The 19,429-nt window shown below is 67.7% G+C and carries 11 protein-coding genes and 2 tRNA genes; 6 read left to right on the top strand and 7 right to left on the bottom strand.

What is annotated here, in order from left to right:
* Positions 1–73 precede the first annotated feature (73 nt).
* Positions 74–820 carry an MmpS family transport accessory protein gene (locus CWS39_RS07935; RefSeq protein ID WP_102142451.1) on the top strand — a complete coding sequence of 249 codons (747 nt, stop codon included), beginning with the start codon at positions 74–76 and terminating at the stop codon, positions 818–820.
* A gap of 6 nt (positions 821–826) precedes the next feature.
* Here CWS39_RS07935 and CWS39_RS07930 read toward each other — a convergent pair whose 3' ends face one another.
* Entirely contained in the window at positions 827–2,152 is a 1,326-nt protein-coding gene (locus CWS39_RS07930) for an MFS transporter (protein WP_102142357.1), read from the bottom strand.
* Between the two features lie 25 nt (positions 2,153–2,177).
* Here CWS39_RS07930 and cmrA point away from each other — a divergent pair, with 25 nt between their 5' ends.
* Positions 2,178–2,984 (top strand): mycolate reductase, encoded by an 807-nt coding sequence (cmrA, locus tag CWS39_RS07925; protein WP_102142356.1) that lies wholly within the window; start codon positions 2,178–2,180, stop codon positions 2,982–2,984.
* A gap of 17 nt (positions 2,985–3,001) precedes the next feature.
* Here cmrA and CWS39_RS07920 read toward each other — a convergent pair whose 3' ends face one another.
* Entirely contained in the window at positions 3,002–4,594 is a 1,593-nt protein-coding gene (locus tag CWS39_RS07920) for a helicase HerA-like domain-containing protein (protein WP_102142355.1), read from the bottom strand.
* Between the two features lie 109 nt (positions 4,595–4,703).
* On the opposite strand from CWS39_RS07920, the gene orn reads away from it, so the two are divergent.
* The gene (gene orn, locus CWS39_RS07915) at positions 4,704–5,351 is read left to right on the top strand and encodes an oligoribonuclease (protein WP_199178004.1); all 648 of its coding nucleotides are present in this window, start codon (positions 4,704–4,706) and stop codon (positions 5,349–5,351) included.
* 28 nt (positions 5,352–5,379) lie between these two features.
* Positions 5,380–5,452: transfer RNA gene (locus tag CWS39_RS07910), tRNA-His, on the top strand.
* 87 nt (positions 5,453–5,539) lie between these two features.
* On the opposite strand, the gene CWS39_RS07905 is transcribed toward CWS39_RS07910, so the two are convergent.
* Entirely contained in the window at positions 5,540–6,757 is a 1,218-nt protein-coding gene (locus CWS39_RS07905; protein ID WP_102142450.1) for a L,D-transpeptidase, read from the bottom strand.
* Between the two features lie 157 nt (positions 6,758–6,914).
* Here CWS39_RS07905 and CWS39_RS07900 point away from each other — a divergent pair.
* A tRNA-Lys gene (locus CWS39_RS07900) sits at positions 6,915–6,987 on the top strand.
* Positions 6,988–7,510: 523 nt separating this feature from the next.
* Here the strand turns inward: CWS39_RS07900 and CWS39_RS07895 are convergent.
* On the bottom strand, positions 7,511–7,738 hold the full coding sequence (locus CWS39_RS07895; RefSeq protein WP_102142353.1) for a DUF3618 domain-containing protein: 228 nt from the start codon (positions 7,736–7,738) through the stop codon (positions 7,511–7,513).
* Between the two features lie 117 nt (positions 7,739–7,855).
* Here CWS39_RS07895 and bcp point away from each other — a divergent pair, with 117 nt between their 5' ends.
* A complete protein-coding gene (gene bcp, locus CWS39_RS07890; RefSeq protein ID WP_102142352.1) occupies positions 7,856–8,329 on the top strand; it encodes a thioredoxin-dependent thiol peroxidase in 474 nt (157 codons plus the stop codon).
* Here the strand turns inward: bcp and CWS39_RS07885 are convergent.
* The 3 genes from CWS39_RS07885 to CWS39_RS07875 are packed head-to-tail and all read right to left on the bottom strand — an operon-like array spanning position 8,326 to position 19,356.
* The gene (locus CWS39_RS07885; protein WP_199178003.1) at positions 8,326–9,660 is read right to left on the bottom strand and encodes a dipeptidase; all 1,335 of its coding nucleotides are present in this window, start codon (positions 9,658–9,660) and stop codon (positions 8,326–8,328) included. The genes bcp and CWS39_RS07885 overlap by 4 nt on opposite strands.
* A gap of 45 nt (positions 9,661–9,705) precedes the next feature.
* Positions 9,706–10,098 (bottom strand): holo-ACP synthase AcpS, encoded by a 393-nt coding sequence (gene acpS / locus CWS39_RS07880; protein WP_102142351.1) that lies wholly within the window; start codon positions 10,096–10,098, stop codon positions 9,706–9,708.
* Positions 10,099–10,107: 9 nt separating this feature from the next.
* Positions 10,108–19,356 carry a type I polyketide synthase gene (locus tag CWS39_RS07875; protein WP_102142350.1) on the bottom strand — a complete coding sequence of 3,083 codons (9,249 nt, stop codon included), beginning with the start codon at positions 19,354–19,356 and terminating at the stop codon, positions 10,108–10,110.
* Positions 19,357–19,429: the final 73 nt, after the last annotated feature.

Raw genomic sequence — 19,429 nt, 5'->3', positions numbered from 1 at the left:
GCCCGATGCCCTCTGCGCAATCGGGGCGGCATACTGAGCACTTGCACAGGTACCCTGCAGCCATGAGGTGGGCATGACCGATTCACCGCGGCGCGACGGGCCCGAACCGACCCGACCGCAGGGGCCTGACTACCCGGGATACACGGACCCGGCGTACGCAGGCCAGGCCTACGGCCCCACTTACCAGGCACCATCGGCGCCGAAGCCGACCGAACAACTCCCCGCCTACGCGCCGTACGGCTACGACCCGTACGCGACGGGGCACTATCAGTACCCGCCCGGCGCGGGACCGCAGCAACCGCCCGAAGGGCCGAAATCGCCGCGCTGGCTGTGGCTGGTCGCGGGCGCGGCCGTGCTGGTCGTGGTCGGGTTGGTGATCGCGCTGGTCATCGCCAACAGCTCCCGCCAGGAAACGGTCGTTGCGCCGCCCATCCAGGAGCCGACGTTCACCACCCCCCGGACGACGCCTCCCACTCCGACATCTCCCACGACGACGCGCAGGCCCACACCGGTCGTGCCGCCGACGACCGGACCGGACACCACCGCTGGTGGCGCGACCGAAACGGTGGTCTACGAGGTCACCGGAGAGGGCCGGGCGATCAACATCACCTACGTGGACAGTGGCGGGGTGCTGCAGACCGAGTTCAACGTGATGCTGCCGTGGAGCAAGGAAGTCGAGCTGACGCAGCCGGCGCAGGATTCGGCCAGCGTCAGCATCATCAACGTGGGCCGCGAGGTCAGCTGCACGGTCACCGTCAACGGCGTCCAGATCCAGCAGCGCACCGGATCGGGCCTGACCATCTGCGTGGCCCGAGGCTAGCGAGGCTCAGCCGATAGACATTCGGCCCGGCGTCTTCACCGCCAGCATCGCCACCAGCCCGATCGACAGCACCACGCACAGTCCGCCGATGCCGGCCCGGTCCGTGTCGAACACGTCGATGAACGTGAAGAACAGCCACGGCGCGAGGAAGGACACCGCCCGGCCGGTGGTGGCGTACAACCCGAAGGCCACACCTTCCTTGCCGTCCATCGACATTCGCATCATCAGCGTGCGGCCCGACGCCAGGGTCGGACCGATGAACAGACAGAGCAGCAGCCCGCACACCCAGAACGCGACCGGCCCAGACAGGCTCAGCAGCGTCAGGCCGACCGTGATCATCAAGGTGAGCGCGCCGACGATCACCGGTTTGGACCCGAGCCGATCGTCGAACAGCCCGCCGACGACCGCGCCGGCCGCGGCGACCACGCAGGCGCTCACCCCGAACAGCAACACATCGGCATCGGAGACGCCGTACACGTTGACGCCGAGGACGGCGCCGAAGGTGAAGACGCCCGCGAGCCCGTCGCGGAACACCGCGCTCGCGAACAGGTAGTAGACGATGTTGTGGTCGCGTTTCCACTCGCCGGATATTTCCGACCACAGCTTGCGGTAGGCGCCGAAGAAGCCGACCTTCTCCCCTTGGAGCTCGGGCAGTCCGTCGGGCGCGCCGAATATCAGGGGCAGCGCGAAAAGCGCGAACCACGCTGCGGTCAGCAGCATCACGCCGCGGACGTTCTGGCCGCCCTCGACCGGCAGGCCCAGAAATCCTCTGGTGTCGCCGTCGCCGCCGATGAACCCGAGGTAGGCCACCAGCAGCAGCACGACGCTGCCGAGATAGCCCATGGCCAAACCGAATCCGGACACCCGGCCGGAGGTCAGCGGGGTGGACAGCTGTCGCAGCATCGCGTTGTAGGGCACGGTCGCCAGGTCGTTGCACGTCGCTGCGGCCGCCAGCAGCACCAGCCCCAACCACAGGTAGTGGTAGTCGTCGCGGACCAGGCTCATGGCCGAGGTCAGCACGACTGCCAGCGCGGTCAGGGCGGCCAGCACGCGGCGCCGACGGCCCGGTGCGTCGACCCAGATCCCGATCGCCGGGGCCAGCAGGGCCACCGTGAGGCCGGCAATGGCCAGCGCCCGCCCGAGCAGGCTCGACGGTGAGGTGTCCCCGGGCAGGTCGCCGCCCACCGCGCCGGTGAGATACACCGAGAAGACAAATGTTACGACGATCGCGTTCAGCCCCGTCGCGCCGCAGTCCCACAGCGCCCACGCGAGCACCTGAGACCGACCGGCGCTCGGCACGGGCGGCTGATCCACACGGGAGCGCTCGCTCATCGTCGCCCACGATATAGTCCCGCGCATGCCAGTACCCGCTCCTCATCCCGATGCCCGCGCCGTCGTCACCGGCGCCTCGCAAAACATCGGCGAAGCGTTGGCGACGGAACTCGCCGCGCGGGGACACCATTTGATCGTCACGGCGCGACGCGAGGATGTGCTCAATGCGTTGGCGGACCGGCTGACCGAACGCTATGGCGTGACCGTCGAGGTGCGCCCGGTGGACCTGTCCGACCCCACCGAGCGCACGAAGTTCGCCGACGAGCTGGCCGCACGGGACATCTCGATCCTGTGCGCCAACGCCGGCACCGCGACGTTCGGTCCAGTGTCGAAACTGGACCCGGCCGAGGAGAAGGCGCAGGTACAGCTGAATGTCCTTGGCGTGCATGACCTTGTGCTGGCCGTGCTGCCCGGCATGGTCGAGCGCGGCGCCGGCGGCATTCTGATTTCCGGCTCCGCGGCAGGCAATTCGCCGATCCCCAACAACGCCACCTATGCGGCGAGCAAGGCGTTCGTCAACACGTTCAGCGAATCGCTGCGCGGCGAACTGAAAAGCGCCGGTGTGCATGTCACGCTGCTGGCGCCCGGTCCGGTGCGTGAAGCGCTGCCCGACGAACACGAGCAGTCGCTCGTCGAGCGGTTGATCCCCGACTTCCTGTGGATTTCGACTCAGCACACCGCGAAGTTGTCGCTGGATGGGTTGGAGCGCAACAAGATGCGTGTCGTCCCAGGCGTGACCTCGAAGGCGATGTCGGTGGCCAGTGGATATTCGCCGCGGGCCATCGTTGCGCCGATCGTCGGCGCCGTCTACAAGAAGCTGGGCGGCGACTGAGCGCGCTTACGCTGCGACTAACGGCGGCGTCGACGGCCGGTGCCGAAGATACTGCGGGTGATCTCGCGGCCGATGACGGTGCCCGCCGATCGCATGGCGCTCTTGAACGCCGGGCTGCTTGCCATCTTCTCGAAGAAGCCGGGCTCTTCGGGCTGCGCCGGCGCGGGCATCGGCGGCACCTCACCCCCCGCGGGCACGGGCACCTCGACTTCGGCCTCGGCGCCGGCGAATTCGCCTGCGCCGGGCGGCGGTGCCAGTTTCGCGGCCAGCCGTTCGAAAGCCGAGTCGCCGTCGATGGTCTGGCCGTACTCGGCCTGCAGCGGGCTGGCCTTCGCTGCGGCGGTGATGGCGTCGGGCCCGATGGTGTCCATCAGCGAGCGTGGGGCCCGCATCCGCGTCCACGCGACCGGCGTCGGCGCACCCCTCTCCGAGAGCACGGTGACGATCGCTTCACCGATGCCCAGTGACGTCAGCGCCTTCTCCAGGTCGTAGACATCGGTCTTCGGGTAGGTGCGCACCGTCTTGGACAGGGCCTTCTGATCGTCCGGAGTGAATGCGCGCAGGGCGTGCTGGATCCGCGCGCCGAGCTGCGAGAGCACCTCGTTGGGCACATCGGTCGGCAACTGAGTGCAGAAGAACACGCCGACGCCCTTGGACCGGATCAGCTTGACGGTCTGCTCCACCTGCTCGAGGAACGCCTTCGACGCGTCGGTGAACAGCAGATGGGCCTCGTCGAAGAAAAACACCAGCTTCGGCTTGTCGACGTCGCCGACCTCCGGCAGCGTGGTGAACAAGTCGGCCAGCACCCACATCAAAAATGTCGAGAACATCACCGGCCGGGCGGCCTGCTGGCCGACTTCCAGCAGCGTGATGATGCCGCGGCCCTGGGCGTCGACGCGCATCAGGTCCTCGGGTTCGAGTTCGGGCTCGCCGAAGAAGGTGTCGCCGCCCTCGGCCTCTAGGTTCACCAGCGCACGCAGGATGACGCCGGCCGTCGTCGACGACACCGCGCCCAGCGCCTTCAACTCGGGCTTGCCCTCGTCGCTGGTGAGGTACTGGATAACCGACCGCAGATCCTTGAGGTCCACCAGCGGCAGCCCCTTCTGATCTGCCCAGTGGAAGATCAGGCCGAGAGTGGACTCCTGAGTCTGGTTGAGCCCCAATACCTTTGACAGCAGGATCGGCCCGAAACTGGTGACGGTGGCGCGCACCGGAACACCGATTCCAGTGGTGCCCAGCGACAGAAACTCGACGGGATATGCCGTCGGCGTCCACTGGTCGCCGGTGTCCTTGGCCCGCTCGGCGATCTTGTCGCCCTGCTCGCCGGGGCGGGACAGGCCGGACAGGTCGCCCTTGACGTCGGCCATCAGCACGGGCACCCCGGCGGCCGACAGCTGTTCGGCGATGACCTGCAGCGACTTTGTCTTGCCGGTGCCGGTGGCGCCGGCGACGAGCCCGTGCCGGTTGACGGTGGCCAGCGGGATGCGGATCTGGGCGGCCGGGTCGGCGGTGCCGTCGACGACGACGGTGCCCAACTCCAGCGCCTGGCCTTCGACGGCATAACCGGCCGCGATCTGCTGCGCCGGGGTGCCTGTCGATTCGGTGGTCATGCCGCGGTCCTCCCTTTGCGCGAACGACTGACGATCGGGTCCTGACATTACTTGCCAACCGGGCGGGTCTGGGAGCCAGTTGACGGGCGTGCGAATACTGTGGAGCGCTGTGCGTGACGAATTGGTGTGGATCGACTGTGAGATGACCGGCCTGGACCTGCGGTCCGACCGGCTCATCGAGATTGCGGTACTGGTCACCGATGCCGACCTCAACATCCTCGGTGAGGGTATCGACGTGGTCATTCACGCCGACGAGGATGCGCTGTCGAACATGATCGACGTGGTGGCGCAGATGCACACCCGCTCCGGCCTGATCGATGAGGTGCGCGCGTCGACCGTCGATGTGGCCGAGGCCGAGCAGCTGGTGCTCGACTACATCCGCACCCACGTCAAGCAGGCCAAGACCGCGCCGCTGGCGGGCAATTCGATTGCCACCGACCGCGGTTTCATCGCCCGCGACATGCCGGTTCTCGACGATTACCTGCACTACCGGATGATCGACGTCAGCTCGATCAAGGAGCTGTGCCGACGCTGGTACCCGCGGATCTACTTCGGACAGCCCGAGAAGGGGCTGGCGCATCGCGCGTTGGCCGACATCCACGAATCCATCCGGGAATTGAAGTACTACCGACGCACCGCGTTCGTGCCGCCGCCGGGCCCGTCGACCAGCGATATCGCCGCGATTGCGGCCGAGTTGGCGGCCTCCAACGGCGACTCGCAGACTATCGATTCGGCTGTCGAGCGCCCGAGCGGCTAGTATCGACGGCGCCGCTCATGCGGCGATGGTGGCTGTAGTTCAGTTGGTAGAGCACCAGGTTGTGATCCTGGCTGTCGCGGGTTCGAGTCCCGTCAGCCACCCCGAAGATGGCAATGCGGGCCTCAGATGAGGCCCGCATTGTCGTTTCGGCGATATCCGGCAGCCACTAAGTGGATGCGCCCACCGCGTCAGATGCTGGCGTTGCCGGCCTTCCACTGCTCCCAGGGGATGTTCCAGTCGCCAAGGCCATCCGTGCCGGGCAGCACTGGCCCGACCGTGTTGCGGATCTCGACGATGTCGCCGCGTTTGGTGTTGTCGAAGAACCACCGGCCGTTGCTGGTGCTGACGTTAATGCAGCCGTGGCTGACGTTGCTGTAGCCCTGGCTGCCCACCGACCACGGGGCGGCGTGCACGTAGATACCGCTGTAGGAGATCTGGGTGGCCCAATCGACTTCGGTGCGGTAGCCGTCGGGTGAGTTCACCGGCACGCCGTAGGTGGACGAGTCCATGATCAGGTGCGGGAACCGATCGCCGACGATGTAGATGCCGTTGTTCGTGGGCGTCTTGTTCTTGCCCATCGAAATCGGCATCGTCTTGATGACCGCGCCGTTGCGACGCACGGTCAGCGTCTTGGTGGCGTCGTCGGCGGTCGCGATGACCTCGTCGCCGATGGTGAACTTCGTGGTGACGTTGTCCTGGCCGAACAGCCCGTCGCCGAGTTCTACGCCGTAGGTGTTGACGTTGACCTCGACGGTCGTTCCCGGCTTCCAGTAACGCGCTGGGCGCCAACGGACTTCGCGGTTGTTGAGCCAGTAGAACGCGCCCTCGACGTGTGGGGTGGTCTTGACCGTGATGGCTCGCTCGGCCGCCACGCGGTTGGGGATGTTCTCGTCGAAGCGGATCGCGACCGGCTGGCCGACGCCGACGACCTCGCCGTCATTGGGCAGCACATACGGCATGGTCAGGTTTTCCGGCGAATGCGTTTGGAACGACATCTGCTGGCTGGTGGCACCGCCGAGGCCCAACGACCGTGCCGTCAGCGTGTACCGCTTGTTGTAGCCCAGCGGTTCGGTCGTCGACCAGGTCAACCCGTCCTTGCTGAGTTCGCCGGAGACCGGTTCGCCTTCTTCGTTGACCATCGTGACGGAGTCGAGCACGCCGTCCTCGGCGCTGACCGTGACGGGTGCCTCGACCGTGACGCCGACGGCGCCGTCCTTGACCGAGGAGATGATCTTCGGCACCAGCAGGTCGTGGTACGGGGTGCCCTTATCGGTGATCACCTGGACCGGCTCCTGGCCGGAATCGCCGCTGCAGCCGCTCAGGCCAAACACCACGGCCGGCACCAGCGCTAGAGCGGTCAACCAGGGTCGATGTCGGCGACGGGTCACCGATTGGACCTGCCACATGCTGTACTCCACCTCGCAAACAGGGTCTGGATCGACCGATTATTGGCAATAGTCTAAGGGCTACGATGGATAGCGCGCGCCACCGCAGCGTCGGCAGCGCGCGCGGCCGTCGGGCGATTTCACCCTGTGCCGCAAGGCCTGTTATTGTCGCACACGCGCGCCGTTAGCTCAGTTGGTAGAGCAGCTGACTCTTAATCAGCGGGTCCGGGGTTCGAAACCCTGACGGCGCACTCAATTTCACCGCTACCGCGCAGATCGCGCGCGGTCCGCGGGCTTGTTTCCCAGCCTCGTCTTGCCGTGCCGGCTATCATTCAGTGGTTGCGGTTGACGTTTTCGACAATATTTCCCGGATACTCGCCGGTAGCGTTGTAAAATGTGCTAACAACCACCGTAGGCGACCTGATGCCGACGTGATCTGCCATCGATCAATGGTTGCGGATCATTGACAATCTCGCGGAAATGCGTCGTTCAAGCTGGGTAGAAGGTGGCACCGGTGCTATGCTTGCATTAGCTGAATACGCCTGGACGTCCTCCTTGCGCCAGCTGCGGTACACGAATCGAGGAATTAGCTGATGCCGACGTCAGGCGCACCGGGCACGCCGGGTTGGTCGGATGGACAGTCTGACGGCGACGTAACTGCGCAACAGCCGTTGTTCGTGTACAGCTGCAACCGCCTCGGCCGTACCGCCAATCCGCCGGCGTTTTCGCTCACCGAATGGTTGCTGCCCCGCCGTCACCGCTGAGCAAACTCCGTCAGCGTCGTCTGAGCTTGCGAATCACCAGCAGCACGACCAGCGCGCCCACACCGGCCAGCGAGATCGTCACGGCCGGCTTCTTGACGAATCGGACCACCCCGGCCTTGGCGTCATCGGCGATCCGACGAGGATTGGCCCGCTCGGCAAGCGAGTCCACGGTCGACGCCAACTGCTCGCGAGCCTGATCGATGTCCCTCTTGATGCTGTCGGGATCCCGGTTCGCCACTGTGCCTCCCTATCCCCCGCGTAGCCGGCGTGATGCCGAGCCGCTGCCTTAGCGAACTACCCTAGTTCAGTCGGCACTCATCCCGGCGCACCGGTCGACGAGAAGGGTTCACCACGCATGCCACAGACCCCGCGACTCAAGGTAGGCGACAAGGCTCCCGCATTCAGCCTGCCCGATGCCGACGGCAACACGGTCAAGCTGTCGGACTACAAGGGCCGCAAGGTCATCGTGTACTTCTATCCCGCCGCGTCCACTCCGGGCTGCACCAAACAGGCGTGTGACTTCCGCGACAACCTGAGCGAACTCAACGAAGCCGGACTCGACGTCGTCGGGATCTCACCCGACAAGCCCGCCAAACTCGCGAAGTTCCGCGACGAGCAGGGCCTGACCTTCCCGTTGCTGTCCGACCCCGACAAGAAGGTGTTGACGGCCTGGGGCGCATTCGGTGAGAAGACGATGTACGGCAAGACCGTGCAGGGCGTCATCCGCTCGACGTTCGTCGTCGACGAGAACGGCAAGATCGCCGAGGCGCAGTACAACGTCCGCGCCACCGGTCACGTCGCCAAGCTGCGCCGGGATCTTTCGGTCTAACCCAGGTTCGCGAGGTTCTGTAGCAGGAGTGCCTCGGCCGTCGCCGCGCGTGCGAGCACACCCAGATGCAGGCTCTCGTTGACGCTATGGGCTTGTGTACCAGGGTCTTCCACGCCGGTCACCAAAATCTTGGCTGACGGGAACGCCGCCGCGAACTCGGCGATGAAGGGGATCGATCCGCCCATGCCCATATCGACGGGGTCGTTACCCCACGCCTGCCGGAAGGCGGAGCGCGCGGCGTCGTAGACGGGACCGCTGGCGTCGATCGCATACGGCTGGCCGATGTCACCCGGCGTGACGGTGACCCGCGCGCCCCACGGTGCATGCTGCTCGAGATGGCGCGTCAGCGCCGCCAGGTGGTCGCGGGCGTCACCGCCGGGCGCCACCCGCATGCTGATCTTCGCGCGGGCCCGCGGAATCAGCGTGTTCGACGACTTGTCGATGGGCGTGGTGTCGATGCCGATGACGGTGATCGCCGGTTTGGCCCAAAGCCGTTGCACCACAGAGCCAGAGCCGATTTCGGATACTCCGTCGAGCAGTCCGGATTCCTTGCGCACCCAGTCGGGCCCGCGGTCGACGTCGGCCGCACGCGTCTCGTGCAGGCCCGCGACGGCCACATTGCCGTCGTCGTCGTGCAGGCTGGCCAACAGACGCACGAGGACCGTCAGCGCGTCGGGTACCACGCCGCCCCACAGCCCGGAGTGCAGGCCGTGGTCAAGCGTCGCGACTTCCACGATGCAGTCGGCCAGGCCACGCAATGACACTGTCAACGCCGGGATTTCGGTGCTCCAGTTGTCGGAGTCGGCGATCACGATGACGTCGGCGGCCAGGGTGTCCCGGTGCGCGGCAAGCAGGCGGCCCAGCGACGGCGAACCCGATTCCTCCTCGCCCTCGACGAACACCGTCACGCCGACCGGCGGCTTGCCGTCGAAAGCCCGGAATGCCGCCAAATGCGTTGCGATACCGGCCTTGTCGTCGGCGCTACCGCGCCCGTAGAGGCGGCCATTGCGCTCGCTGGGCTCGAACGGAGGGGAAATCCAATGGCTCAGTTCGCCTTCGGGTTGCACGTCGTGGTGGGCGTAGAGCAGCACCGTCGGCGCCCCGGCTGGTGCCGGGTAGCGGGCGATGACGGCGGGGGCGCCTGTTTCGCTGACGATCTGCACATCCGGAAAGCCCGCGTCTCGCAAGAGCTTTGCCACCGCCTCGGCACTACGCGCCACGTCGGCCCGCCGGGCCGGGTCGGCCCAGACCGATGGGATGCGGATCAACTCTTCGAGATCGTGCCGCACCGACGGCAGCACTTCGCGTACCCGCTCGACCAGATCACTCATGTAGACGAGGCTAGCGGGTCACCTTCCGCCGCGAGCAGACAGAAACTACGGCTCCTCGATGATCGCGACGGCCGCGGCGGTGTCGGCCTCGTGCGTCAACGACACGTGGATGGTCACGTCCTTGAGATGCTTGGCGATGTCACCGGACAGCCGCACCTTCGGCCGGCCCCACATGTCGGTCACCACCTCGATGTCGCGGTGGATGTCCTCCGGCAACACGGGCCGTTTGGCGAACCGTGACCCCGACCACGCCTTGATCACCGCCTCCTTGGCGGCCCAGCGGGCGGCCAGGTGCCGTGCCGCCGACGAACTCTTGTCGGCGGCGTCGCGGCGTTCGCCGGGGGTGAACGTCTCGGCGAACATCGTGCCCGGGCGGTCGACCTGTTCGGCGAAGTCGGGAATCGACACCAGGTCGATTCCCACTCCGACTATCGCCACGGCTGCAGGCTAGCGCACGTACACATCGCCATCGCCCAGCCGGGCCGCGGGATCCAGCAGCATCGCCGCCTCCTGCCGCTTCTCCGGCACGTCGTGGTCGAAGCGACGGTCGGCCGGCCGCTCGTACATCGGCGGGCCGCCGGCGATCGCCGACGCCAGCCTGCGCTGGCCGGCCAGCACCCGCGCGTCGGCGCGCTGCTTGTAGGCCTCGCGCTGCTCGGGCGACAGCGCCGCCAAGAACGCCTGCGGATGCACCAGTGCGATCAGACCCGACACGTGCCCGAACCCGAGGCTGGTCACCAGACCGGCCTTGAGCGGGAATTTGTCGCCCATACGCAGGGTCTCGCGCGGCCAGACGAAATGGCCGGAGGTGGCCAACTCGTCGTCGACGCAGTCCAGGCTGCGGTTCGGCGGGATGACGCCGTCGCGCAGGATCTGGCACAGACCCATCATCTGGAACACCGCGGCGCCGCCCTTGGCGTGCCCGGTCAGCGTCTTCTGGCTGACGATGAACAGCGGGTTGCCGGGTGCGCGGCCCATCGAGTCGGCCAGCCGCTCGTGCAGCTCGGTCTCGTTGGGGTCGTTGGCCAGCGTCGAGGTGTCGTGCTTGGAGATCACCGCGATGTCGTCGGCACCCACGCCCAGCTTCGCCAGCGAGCGCGCCAGCACCGAATCCTTGCCGCCGCGACCGGCGCCCAGCGCGCCGAGCCCCGGAGCGGGGATCGAGGTGTGCACACCGTCGGCGAAGCTCTGCGCATAGCCCACCACCGCAAGCACAGGCAGACCCATCTTGAGTGCCAGGTCGCCGCGGGCCAGCAGGATGGTGCCGCCGCCCTGGGCCTCGACGAAGCCGAGTCGACGACGGTCGTTGGCGCGGGAGAACTTCGAATCGCTGATGCCCTTGGCCCGCATCATCTCGGTGTCGGCGGTGGCCGCCATGTCACCGAAGCCGATGATGGCCTCCAGCGTCAGGTCGTCGAAACCGCCGGCGACCACCAGGTCGGCCTTGCCGAGTTTGATCTTGTCGACGCCCTCCTCGACCGACACCGCCGCGGTGGCGCACGCGCCGACCGGGTGGATCATCGCGCCGTAGCCGCCGACATAGGACTGCATCACATGTGCTGCAACGACGTTCGGCAGCACCTCCTGCAGGATGTCGTTCGGCTTGGCTCGGCCGAGCAGGTTGCCGTGGTACATGGTCTGCATCGACGTCATGCCGCCCATACCGGTGCCCTGGGTGCTGGCCACCAGGCTCGGGTGCACCCAGCGCATCAGCTCGGTCGGCGTGAATCCGGCCGACAGGAAGGCGTCCACGGTCGCGACGATGTTCCACAACGCCACGCGGTCAATCGAATTCGCCATGTCGGGCGTGATGCCCCACACCGTCGGATCGAATCCGGTCGGGATCTGCGCCCCGACCGTGCGCGACAGCTTCGTCTTGCGCGGCACCCGAATCTCGGTGCCCGCCTTGCGGATCACCTGCCAGTCCGACGAATCGGGCACCGGGCGTGCGACGGTGTGCTCCGGATCGAATTCGACAAACGCCCGGGCGTCGGCCTCACTGGACACCACGAACGAGAAGTCCTTGTCCAGGAACACCGACACCAGCAGCGGGGAGGCGTGATCGGGATCGATGGCACCGTCGTCGACGAATTCTCGAATACCACAGCGCCGCACAACCTCGTCGTGGTAGCGCTCGACGATCTCCTCTTCGGGCACCAGTTCACCGGTTTCGGTGTCATACCAGCCGGGTTTGGGATCGTCCTCCCACTTCACCAGGCCGGTCGTCCACGCTAGCTCCAGCACGCCCGCCGCGGAGAGTTCGTTGTCGACCTCCATCTCGAACCGGGTGCGCGACGAGCCGTACGGGCCCAGTTCGGCGCCGCCGACGATGACCACCAGGTCCGCCGGATCGACGTCGAGGTCGGCCCATTCGGGCGCCGGCGCGGGCGTGTAGCCGCGCGGCGGTGACGGCAGTGCCAGAATGGCGCCCTCCGCGTCGTCATCGTCTTCGGAAGCGGCAGCAGACATTTCCTCGCGGGCCTTGGCGGCCAGCTCGGCCATGTCTAGCTTGACATCGCCGAGCCCGCCGGTCAGATCGGCCTTGAGGGGCTCACGTGCGGCGGCCACCTTGGACTCGATGTCGCACAGTTCGAGCAGCATCGCGGCCATCTCGTCGGTGGTGTAGGTGCGCACTCCGGCCTCTTCGACGGCGTCGACGATGACGTCGTTGCGACCCATCAGACCGGTGCCCTTGGTCCAGCCGATCAGCGCATGCGCCAGGCTGACACGTTGCGCCCACGACGATTCCGCGCTCCAGCGCGTCACCACGGCGTCCAGCGCCGACTTCGACTCGCCGTAGGCGCCGTCGCCGCCGAACATGCCGCGGTTGGGCGAACCGGGCAGCACCACATGCAGCCGGGAGGCGATATCGCGCTCGGCGCCGATCGACGACAGCCCGCCGATCAGCCGCTCGACGGCCCACAGCAGGACCTTCATCTCCATCTCGGCGCGTGCACCCGCCTCCGACATGTCGCCGCCCACCCGCGGTGCGGCGAACGGGAACAGCAGCGTCGGGGTTTGCGCGTCCTTGATGTGAATCGACTGCGGGCCAAGGCTTTCCGTCTGCTCGGTGCCGATCCACTGGACGAGCGCGTCGATGTCGGAGTACGACGCCATGTTGGCGGGCACCACCCACAGGGTCGCGTCGAAACGAGCGTTCTCCCGGTAGAGGGTCTTGTAGAACTCCAGCCGGTCGTCGTCCAGGCGCGACGTGGTCGCGATGACGGTTGCTCCGCCGTCGAGCAGCTTGGCCACCACCGCAGACGCGATCGACCCCTTTGAGGCGCCGGTCACCACCGCGACCTCGTCGCTGTAGCGCCCATTGCCCGGGTTCTCCGCACCCGCGGCAATGCGTCCATACAGCGACGCATGGATGGTGCGCCCGGACGCCAGTGCCTTGCCCTGCCACCAATTGGCTTGGGTGGCAACGACATGGCCGGCGCCCTCGAAGCGCTCGGACAGCCGCGGCCAGTCGGCGTCGATCTCGTCGTCGTCGGCCAGCCAGATCTTGACCAGGTCCTCACGGGCGCTGGCCCAACGGTCGTCGAACACCACGGCCTTGCGCGCATCGAATGCCGGAGCGACCAAACGCGGCCAGTCCGAACCGAGTTCGGCGGTGACCAGGTCGATGAGCTCCGCGTCGGTCGCGGTCTCCGGTGTGGTGACCGCATCGTCGAGACCGAGCTGGCCGAGCACCAGGCGGGCCGCCGAGGCCAGCACACCGTCACGGCCGGTGACCTTTTCGGCGAACTCACCGAGTGCGGCCGAATCCACCACACCGCCACCAGCGCCGCCGGCCGACGGCAGCGAGACCGCCACGCCGTGACGTGCGCCCACCGCGGCGACCGCCGCGTCGATGACCTTGTCGACGGTGGCGGCGTCGGCCAGCGCACCCTCGTGCAAGCCGCCGAGGTTGCCGCCACGCACGCTGCTGCCCTCGCGAGTGCCCAGCGCCATCTCGACGGTCACATGCTTGACCCAGCCCTCGCCGAGCTCCCACGTCTTGCGGACCCGCTCGGCGATGTAGGCCGGGCGCTTGCCGGACGGGCCGAGCACGGTACGCAGCTGATCGTTGATCGCATCGGAAAGCACTGGGCCGAACGGCTTGTAGGTCCGGGCCAGCTTGGTGACCTGACCCTTCAACGCGCCCAGATCCGCCTCGGCCGCGCCGTCGATGGCGCCGAGGTTCAGCTCGGAACCCAGGTCGACCAGCAACTGATTGCGGCGCGAGGACGCGCCGTCGGTGATCGACTCGATCGAATCGAGCGCCTCGATCTGATCCATCCGCATCTTCGCCGACAGCGCGATGAGCGCCATGGTGGCATCGCTGGCGTCGAAGGTGAGGTCGTCGGGGCGGGGCGCACCGGGCGCGGACGCGGGTGCCGCCGGGGCGGCAGGTGCGGCGTCGACGGTGGCCTCAGCGGCCTCGACGGGTGCCTCCTCGGCTTCCTCCGGTTCGGGTTCCGGATCGGTGTCGGTGGCGAACAGCACCGCCGCGTCGCGCTCAGAATTCAGCACTTCCACTGTGCTGTGCGAGTATTCGGGCAGCTTGAGCGTGTTGGATGCCAGGCCCGCCACAGTCGGCGCGGACTTCACGCCGATCTCGACGAACCGCTCCACGCCGAGTCCGCCCGCGGCCTCCTCGATGAACAGCAGGTCCTGCGTCTCGATCCAGCGCACCGGGCTGGCGAACTGCCAGGCCAGCAATTCGATGACGATCTTGCGGCACAGCTCGCGCGGCTTCTCGTTCCGCCAGGTGTCGTAGTCGGCGAGGATCTCGTCGAGTGGCTCGGCCGGCACCAGATCGCGGATCTCCTGAATGAATTCGCGATCCAGGCTGAACGGCTTGGGCACCAGGTTGGGGATGTAGCGGCCGATGATCAGCTCGGGATCCTTGTCGCGCGGCATGACGCGCTCCAGCGAGCGGCGGAAGTCGGCGACGCCGACCCGCAGCACCGACGAGTGGAACGGCACATCGATGCCGGGCACCAGGATGAACGACCGCTTCCCGCCGGTGATCTCGCGGCGTTTCTCGACCTCTTCCTCCAACGCCTCCAGGCCGGCGACGGTGCCCGCGATGGCGTACTGCGAGCCACGCAGGTTGAAGTTGACGATCTCGAGGAATTCCCCGGTGCGCTTGGAGATTTCGTCGATGAACCCCGGAACGTCCTTGTCCGCCAAGTCAATCTGTGACGGCCGGATCGCCGCCAGCCTGTAGTTGGACCGGCCGAGCTCGTCGCGCGGCACGATGTCGTGCATCTTGCTGCCGCGGTGGAACACCACCTCCAGCAGCGCCTCCAGCTCGTACACCCCGGACACGCAGGCCAGCGCGGTGTACTCGCCGACGGAGTGCCCGCACGCGATGGCTCCCTCGACGAAAGCGCCCTGCTCACGCATCTCGGCGACCTGCGCCGCCGCCACCGTCGCCATCGCGACCTGAGTGAACTGCGTCAGGTACAGCACGCCTTCGGGGTGTTGATAATGCACGCCCGCCGCGATCAGGCTGGTCGGGTTGTCGCGCACCACGTGCAGCACCGAGAAGCCCAGGGTTTCGCGGGTGAACTTGTCCGCGGAGTCCCACACCTTGCGGGCGGCTTTGGACCGGGCGCGCACCTCCATGCCCATGCCCTTGTGCTGGATGCCCTGGCCTGGGAACGCGTAGACGGTCTTGGGCGCGGCCAGCCGAGCGGTCGCCGACATGACGAGGTCGCTGCCGACCTTGGCGCTGATCTCTAAAACCTCTGCGCCGACGTCGATTCCGACGCGATCGACGCGGAATTCGATCTCGTCACCGGGCAGCACCATGCCCAGGAACCGCGCGGTCCAGCCGACCAGCCGAGCAGGCGGAACGGCCCGGCCGTCGGTGGCGGTGACGACGTGCTGCGCCGCCGCCGACAGCCACATCCCGTGCACAATGGGCGACTGCAGCCCCGCCAACAGGGCGGCGGCGCGGTCGGTGTGGATCGGGTTGTGGTCACCGGAGACCACCGCGAACGGCCGCATGTCGACGGGAGCGCCGACGGTGACGTCGCGACGACGACGACGCGGGGTCTCGGTGGCGTTGTCGGAGATCGCGCCGCCGGCCCGCACCGGGTCCGTCAGCTCCGCCTCGCCGGTCCGGCCGCGGATCGCGAAGCGCTCCTCCAGCCGAGCCAGCACGGTGCCGTCGGCAGCCGAGACAGTCACCGAAACGGGCACGACGCGGCCCACCTCGGTGTCGGTCGCGACCGAAGCCGTTGCCGCGACAGTCAATTCGGCAGGCTCGGTCGGTAGCTTGGCCAGCAGATGCGCGGCATGGTCGAGGTGCACCAGGCTCAGCAGGCCCTCCACGACCGGGAAGCCGGTGTCGGTGACCGCCGAGCCGATGGCGGCGAACACCGCGGGCCAGCAGCGACCGACCAGCGCGTCGGGGACCACCGACAGCGTCGGCGCCAGCGGCGCACCGAACGTCGCGGTGACGCCGGTGTGGTCGGCGACCTGCTCGGGATCCCACGGCACTGTCACGGTCGCGGTGCCGTCATGCACCGCCGGAAGAGCATCGGGACCATCGACCCCGGCGGCGATCGCCAGCACGGCGCGCATCGCGGCCGAGGCGTCCTCGACCGACACCACCGGCGCGCCGCCGCTGCGGATCACGTCGGTGAGGGTGAAGCGGATCTCGATCCAGGTGCCCGACAGCGGGACGGACAGCACGACGTGTGAATCGTCGGCGACCTCCAGCCGTGCACCCGTGGAAGCGTGTGTGGCCCTGGTGAATTCCCGAGTCGCTTCGCTCTTGCCCTCCGGACGGTTTTCGTTGACCTGCCAGTCGCCCGGCTCGGCGATGCGGTGCACCGGGTTGGTGGCGGTGCGCCCGGCCCACAACACGTCGGGGGCATCGAGCACCACGGCCAGCGGACCGGTCACATCGGTGCGGCCCTGGCGGCGCGAGAACACCGGCTGCGGCTCGCCGTTGGCGGCCAGCACCTGGTCGACCGCGGCCTGCTCGAAGCGGTCCAGCAGCTCGCCGACGGGCTCGTCGAGGCGGGTGATGCCGGCCACCGCCTGGGTGCCCGGGATGATGCACACCGCATCGGCGTCGTAGCGCGCGTCGTGGGCCTGCCACAGCGAGTCACTGCGCCACCAGCGGCGGACGTCCTTGTCGATGACCGGCACGAAGTTGACCGGCTTGCCCAGCGTCTTGCACAGCTCGATGAAGAACGGCACGTCGGCCGGGTGCAGCTGGACGGTTTCGGCGTCCGGGTAGCGGGCCAGCAGCGCGGCGATCGCCTCGTCCGGCCGCTCGAGCAGATCCGCGTCGGCGAAAAGGGTTTCGATGGGGCCGAAGTCCTTGGGATGCAGGCGCGCCTCGGCACGCTTGAGCATCTGCTCGAACCGGTCGCGCCACGTGTCGGCCAGCCACGGGCTACCCGGGGACGCGGTATCGGCTGTCGACGTGCCGTCCCCGATGGCCAGTTCGACGTAGCGCCGCAGCCACTGCAGGTAGGTCATCTCCTCGACGTCGCCGAAGTACGGCTTGGCCGTCTTGGCCATCGCGGCGATGATCTCGTCGCGCCGTGCGGCGACCGCCTCCGCGTCACCGGCGACTTCGTCGAGCAGCCGGCCGCAGCGGGAAGCGGAGTTGTCGATCTCGTGGATGTCGGCGCCGAGCTGGCTGCGGCTGGATGCCATGCCGCCCTGGGCTTTTCCGGCGCTGATCCAGTGGTCGGTGCCGCTGGTCTCCACCAGCATCCGCTTCACCTGCGGCGAGGTGGTGGACTCGAGCGTGGCCATCGCGGCGGTGCCGACGAGGATGCCGTCGATCGGCATCAGCGGGTAACCGTGCGCGGCCGCCCAGCGACCGGTCAGGTATTCGGCGGCCCGCTCCGGGGTGCCGATGCCGCCGCCAACGCAGATGGTGATGTTGGACCGCGACCGCAGCTCGGAGTAGGTGGCCAGCAGCAAGTCGTCGAGGTCTTCCCAGGAGTGGTGGCCACCGGCGCGGCCGCCCTCGATGTGCACGATCACCGGCTTGGTGGGCACCTCGGCGGCGATGCGGATGACCGAGCGGATCTGTTCGACGGTGCCGGGCTTGAACACGACGTGGCTGATGCCGACGTTGTTGAGCTCGTCGATGATCTCGACGGCCTCTTCGAGGTCGGGGATGCCGGCGCTGATGACCACGCCGTCGATCGGCGCGCCGGACTGACGGGCCTTCTGCACCAAGCGTTTTCCGCCGACCTGCAGCTTCCACAGGTACGGGTCGAGGAACAGTGTGTTGAACTGGATCGCGCGGCCCGGTTCGAGAAGCTTGGTCAGTTCCTCGATGCGGTTATTGAAGATCGGTTCGGTGACCTGGCCGCCGCCGGCGAGCTCAGCCCAGTGCCCGGCGTTTGCCGCGGCCGCGACGATCTTGGCGTCGACGGTGGTCGGCGTCATGCCCGCCAGCAGGATCGGTGAGCGACCGGTGAGGCGAGTGAACCTGGTGGACAGCTTGATCGAGCCGTCGGGCAGCCGCACCGTGGTCGGGGTGTAACTGGACCACGGCCGGGCCACCTCTGGCACCGCGCCGACGGTGAACAGGTTGCGCTGCCCGCCGCGGGTGGCGGCCGGGACGATGCCGACGCCGAGGCCGCGGATGACCGGCGCGGTGAGCCGCGTCAGGATGTCGCCGGGTCCCAGGTCGAGGATCCAGCGGGCGCCGGCCTCGTGCAGTTCGGTGATCTCGTCCACCCAGTCCACCTGGCGCACCAGGATGGCCTCGGTCATCTCGCGCGCCAGCTCGACGTCCAGGCCGACCGCCTCTGCCCAGTGGCCGACGATGTCGACGCCGTCGGACAGCCGCGGCGAATGGAAGCCGACCTCGACCTGCACCGGTTCGAAGACCGGGCTGAACACCGCGCCGCCGCGGATCTTGTTCTTGCGCTCGGCTTCTTCCTTCTCCGAGATCTGCTGGCAGTACAGCTCGAACCGGGACAGCTGCTCGGGGGTGCCGGTAATGACGACGGAGCGGCGGCCGTTGCGGATCGACAGCACGGGCGGCAGCACCGTGCGCACGTCTTGGGAGAATTCCTCCAGAAGCTCGTAGATGCGCTCTGGATCGGCGTTGCTGACCGACACCATCGGCGGGCGGTCGCCCAGCACGGTGATCCCGCGGCGGCGAGCCACCAGCGTGCCCGCGGCGCCGATCAATTGCGCGAGCGCCAGCAGCTCGACGTCCTTGGCTCCGGCGGCGGCCAGCGCCTCGACCCCGAGTACGCCCTGGGAGTGCCCTGCGACGGCCACGGGCGGCTTGGCGACCAGATCCATGCCCTGGCGGGCCAGCGCCCGGATGGCGGCGATCTGGGTCAACAGGACGCCGGGCACCGAAACGGCCGCCGACGTCAGCTGCTTGGCGGTGGGCACCGGCTCCTCGGCGGCCAGCGCGCGCACCCACTGCAGCGGCTCGAAGCCGATGGGCCGGACCACGACCAGTTCCCTGGCCACCGGCTCGAGCAGCAATTCGGCTTCTCCGGCCAGCGTGGCCAGCTCGGCTTCGATCCCGGCGGCGGACACCAATTCTTCGAGCGTCTCCAGCCAAGCGCTGCCCTGTCCGCCGAAGGCGACGGCATAGGGCTCGCCGGCGTTCAGACGATCAACCAGGGCATGGGTGGAGTGCGTCGGTTCTGATCCGTCGTCCCACCCGGTGGACACCCTGTCGTGCTCATAGATCGTCACGTTTCGCTATCTCCCTCGTCCTGCTCTGGCGCTACCGCGTATCACTCGTCGAAGTCTGCTGTCGGCTGTGGGT

This window comes from Mycobacterium hubeiense (genome assembly GCF_002838065.1).
GTDB lineage: Bacteria > Actinomycetota > Actinomycetes > Mycobacteriales > Mycobacteriaceae > Mycobacterium > Mycobacterium hubeiense.
This window is presented reverse-complemented; position numbering and strand designations above follow the sequence as displayed.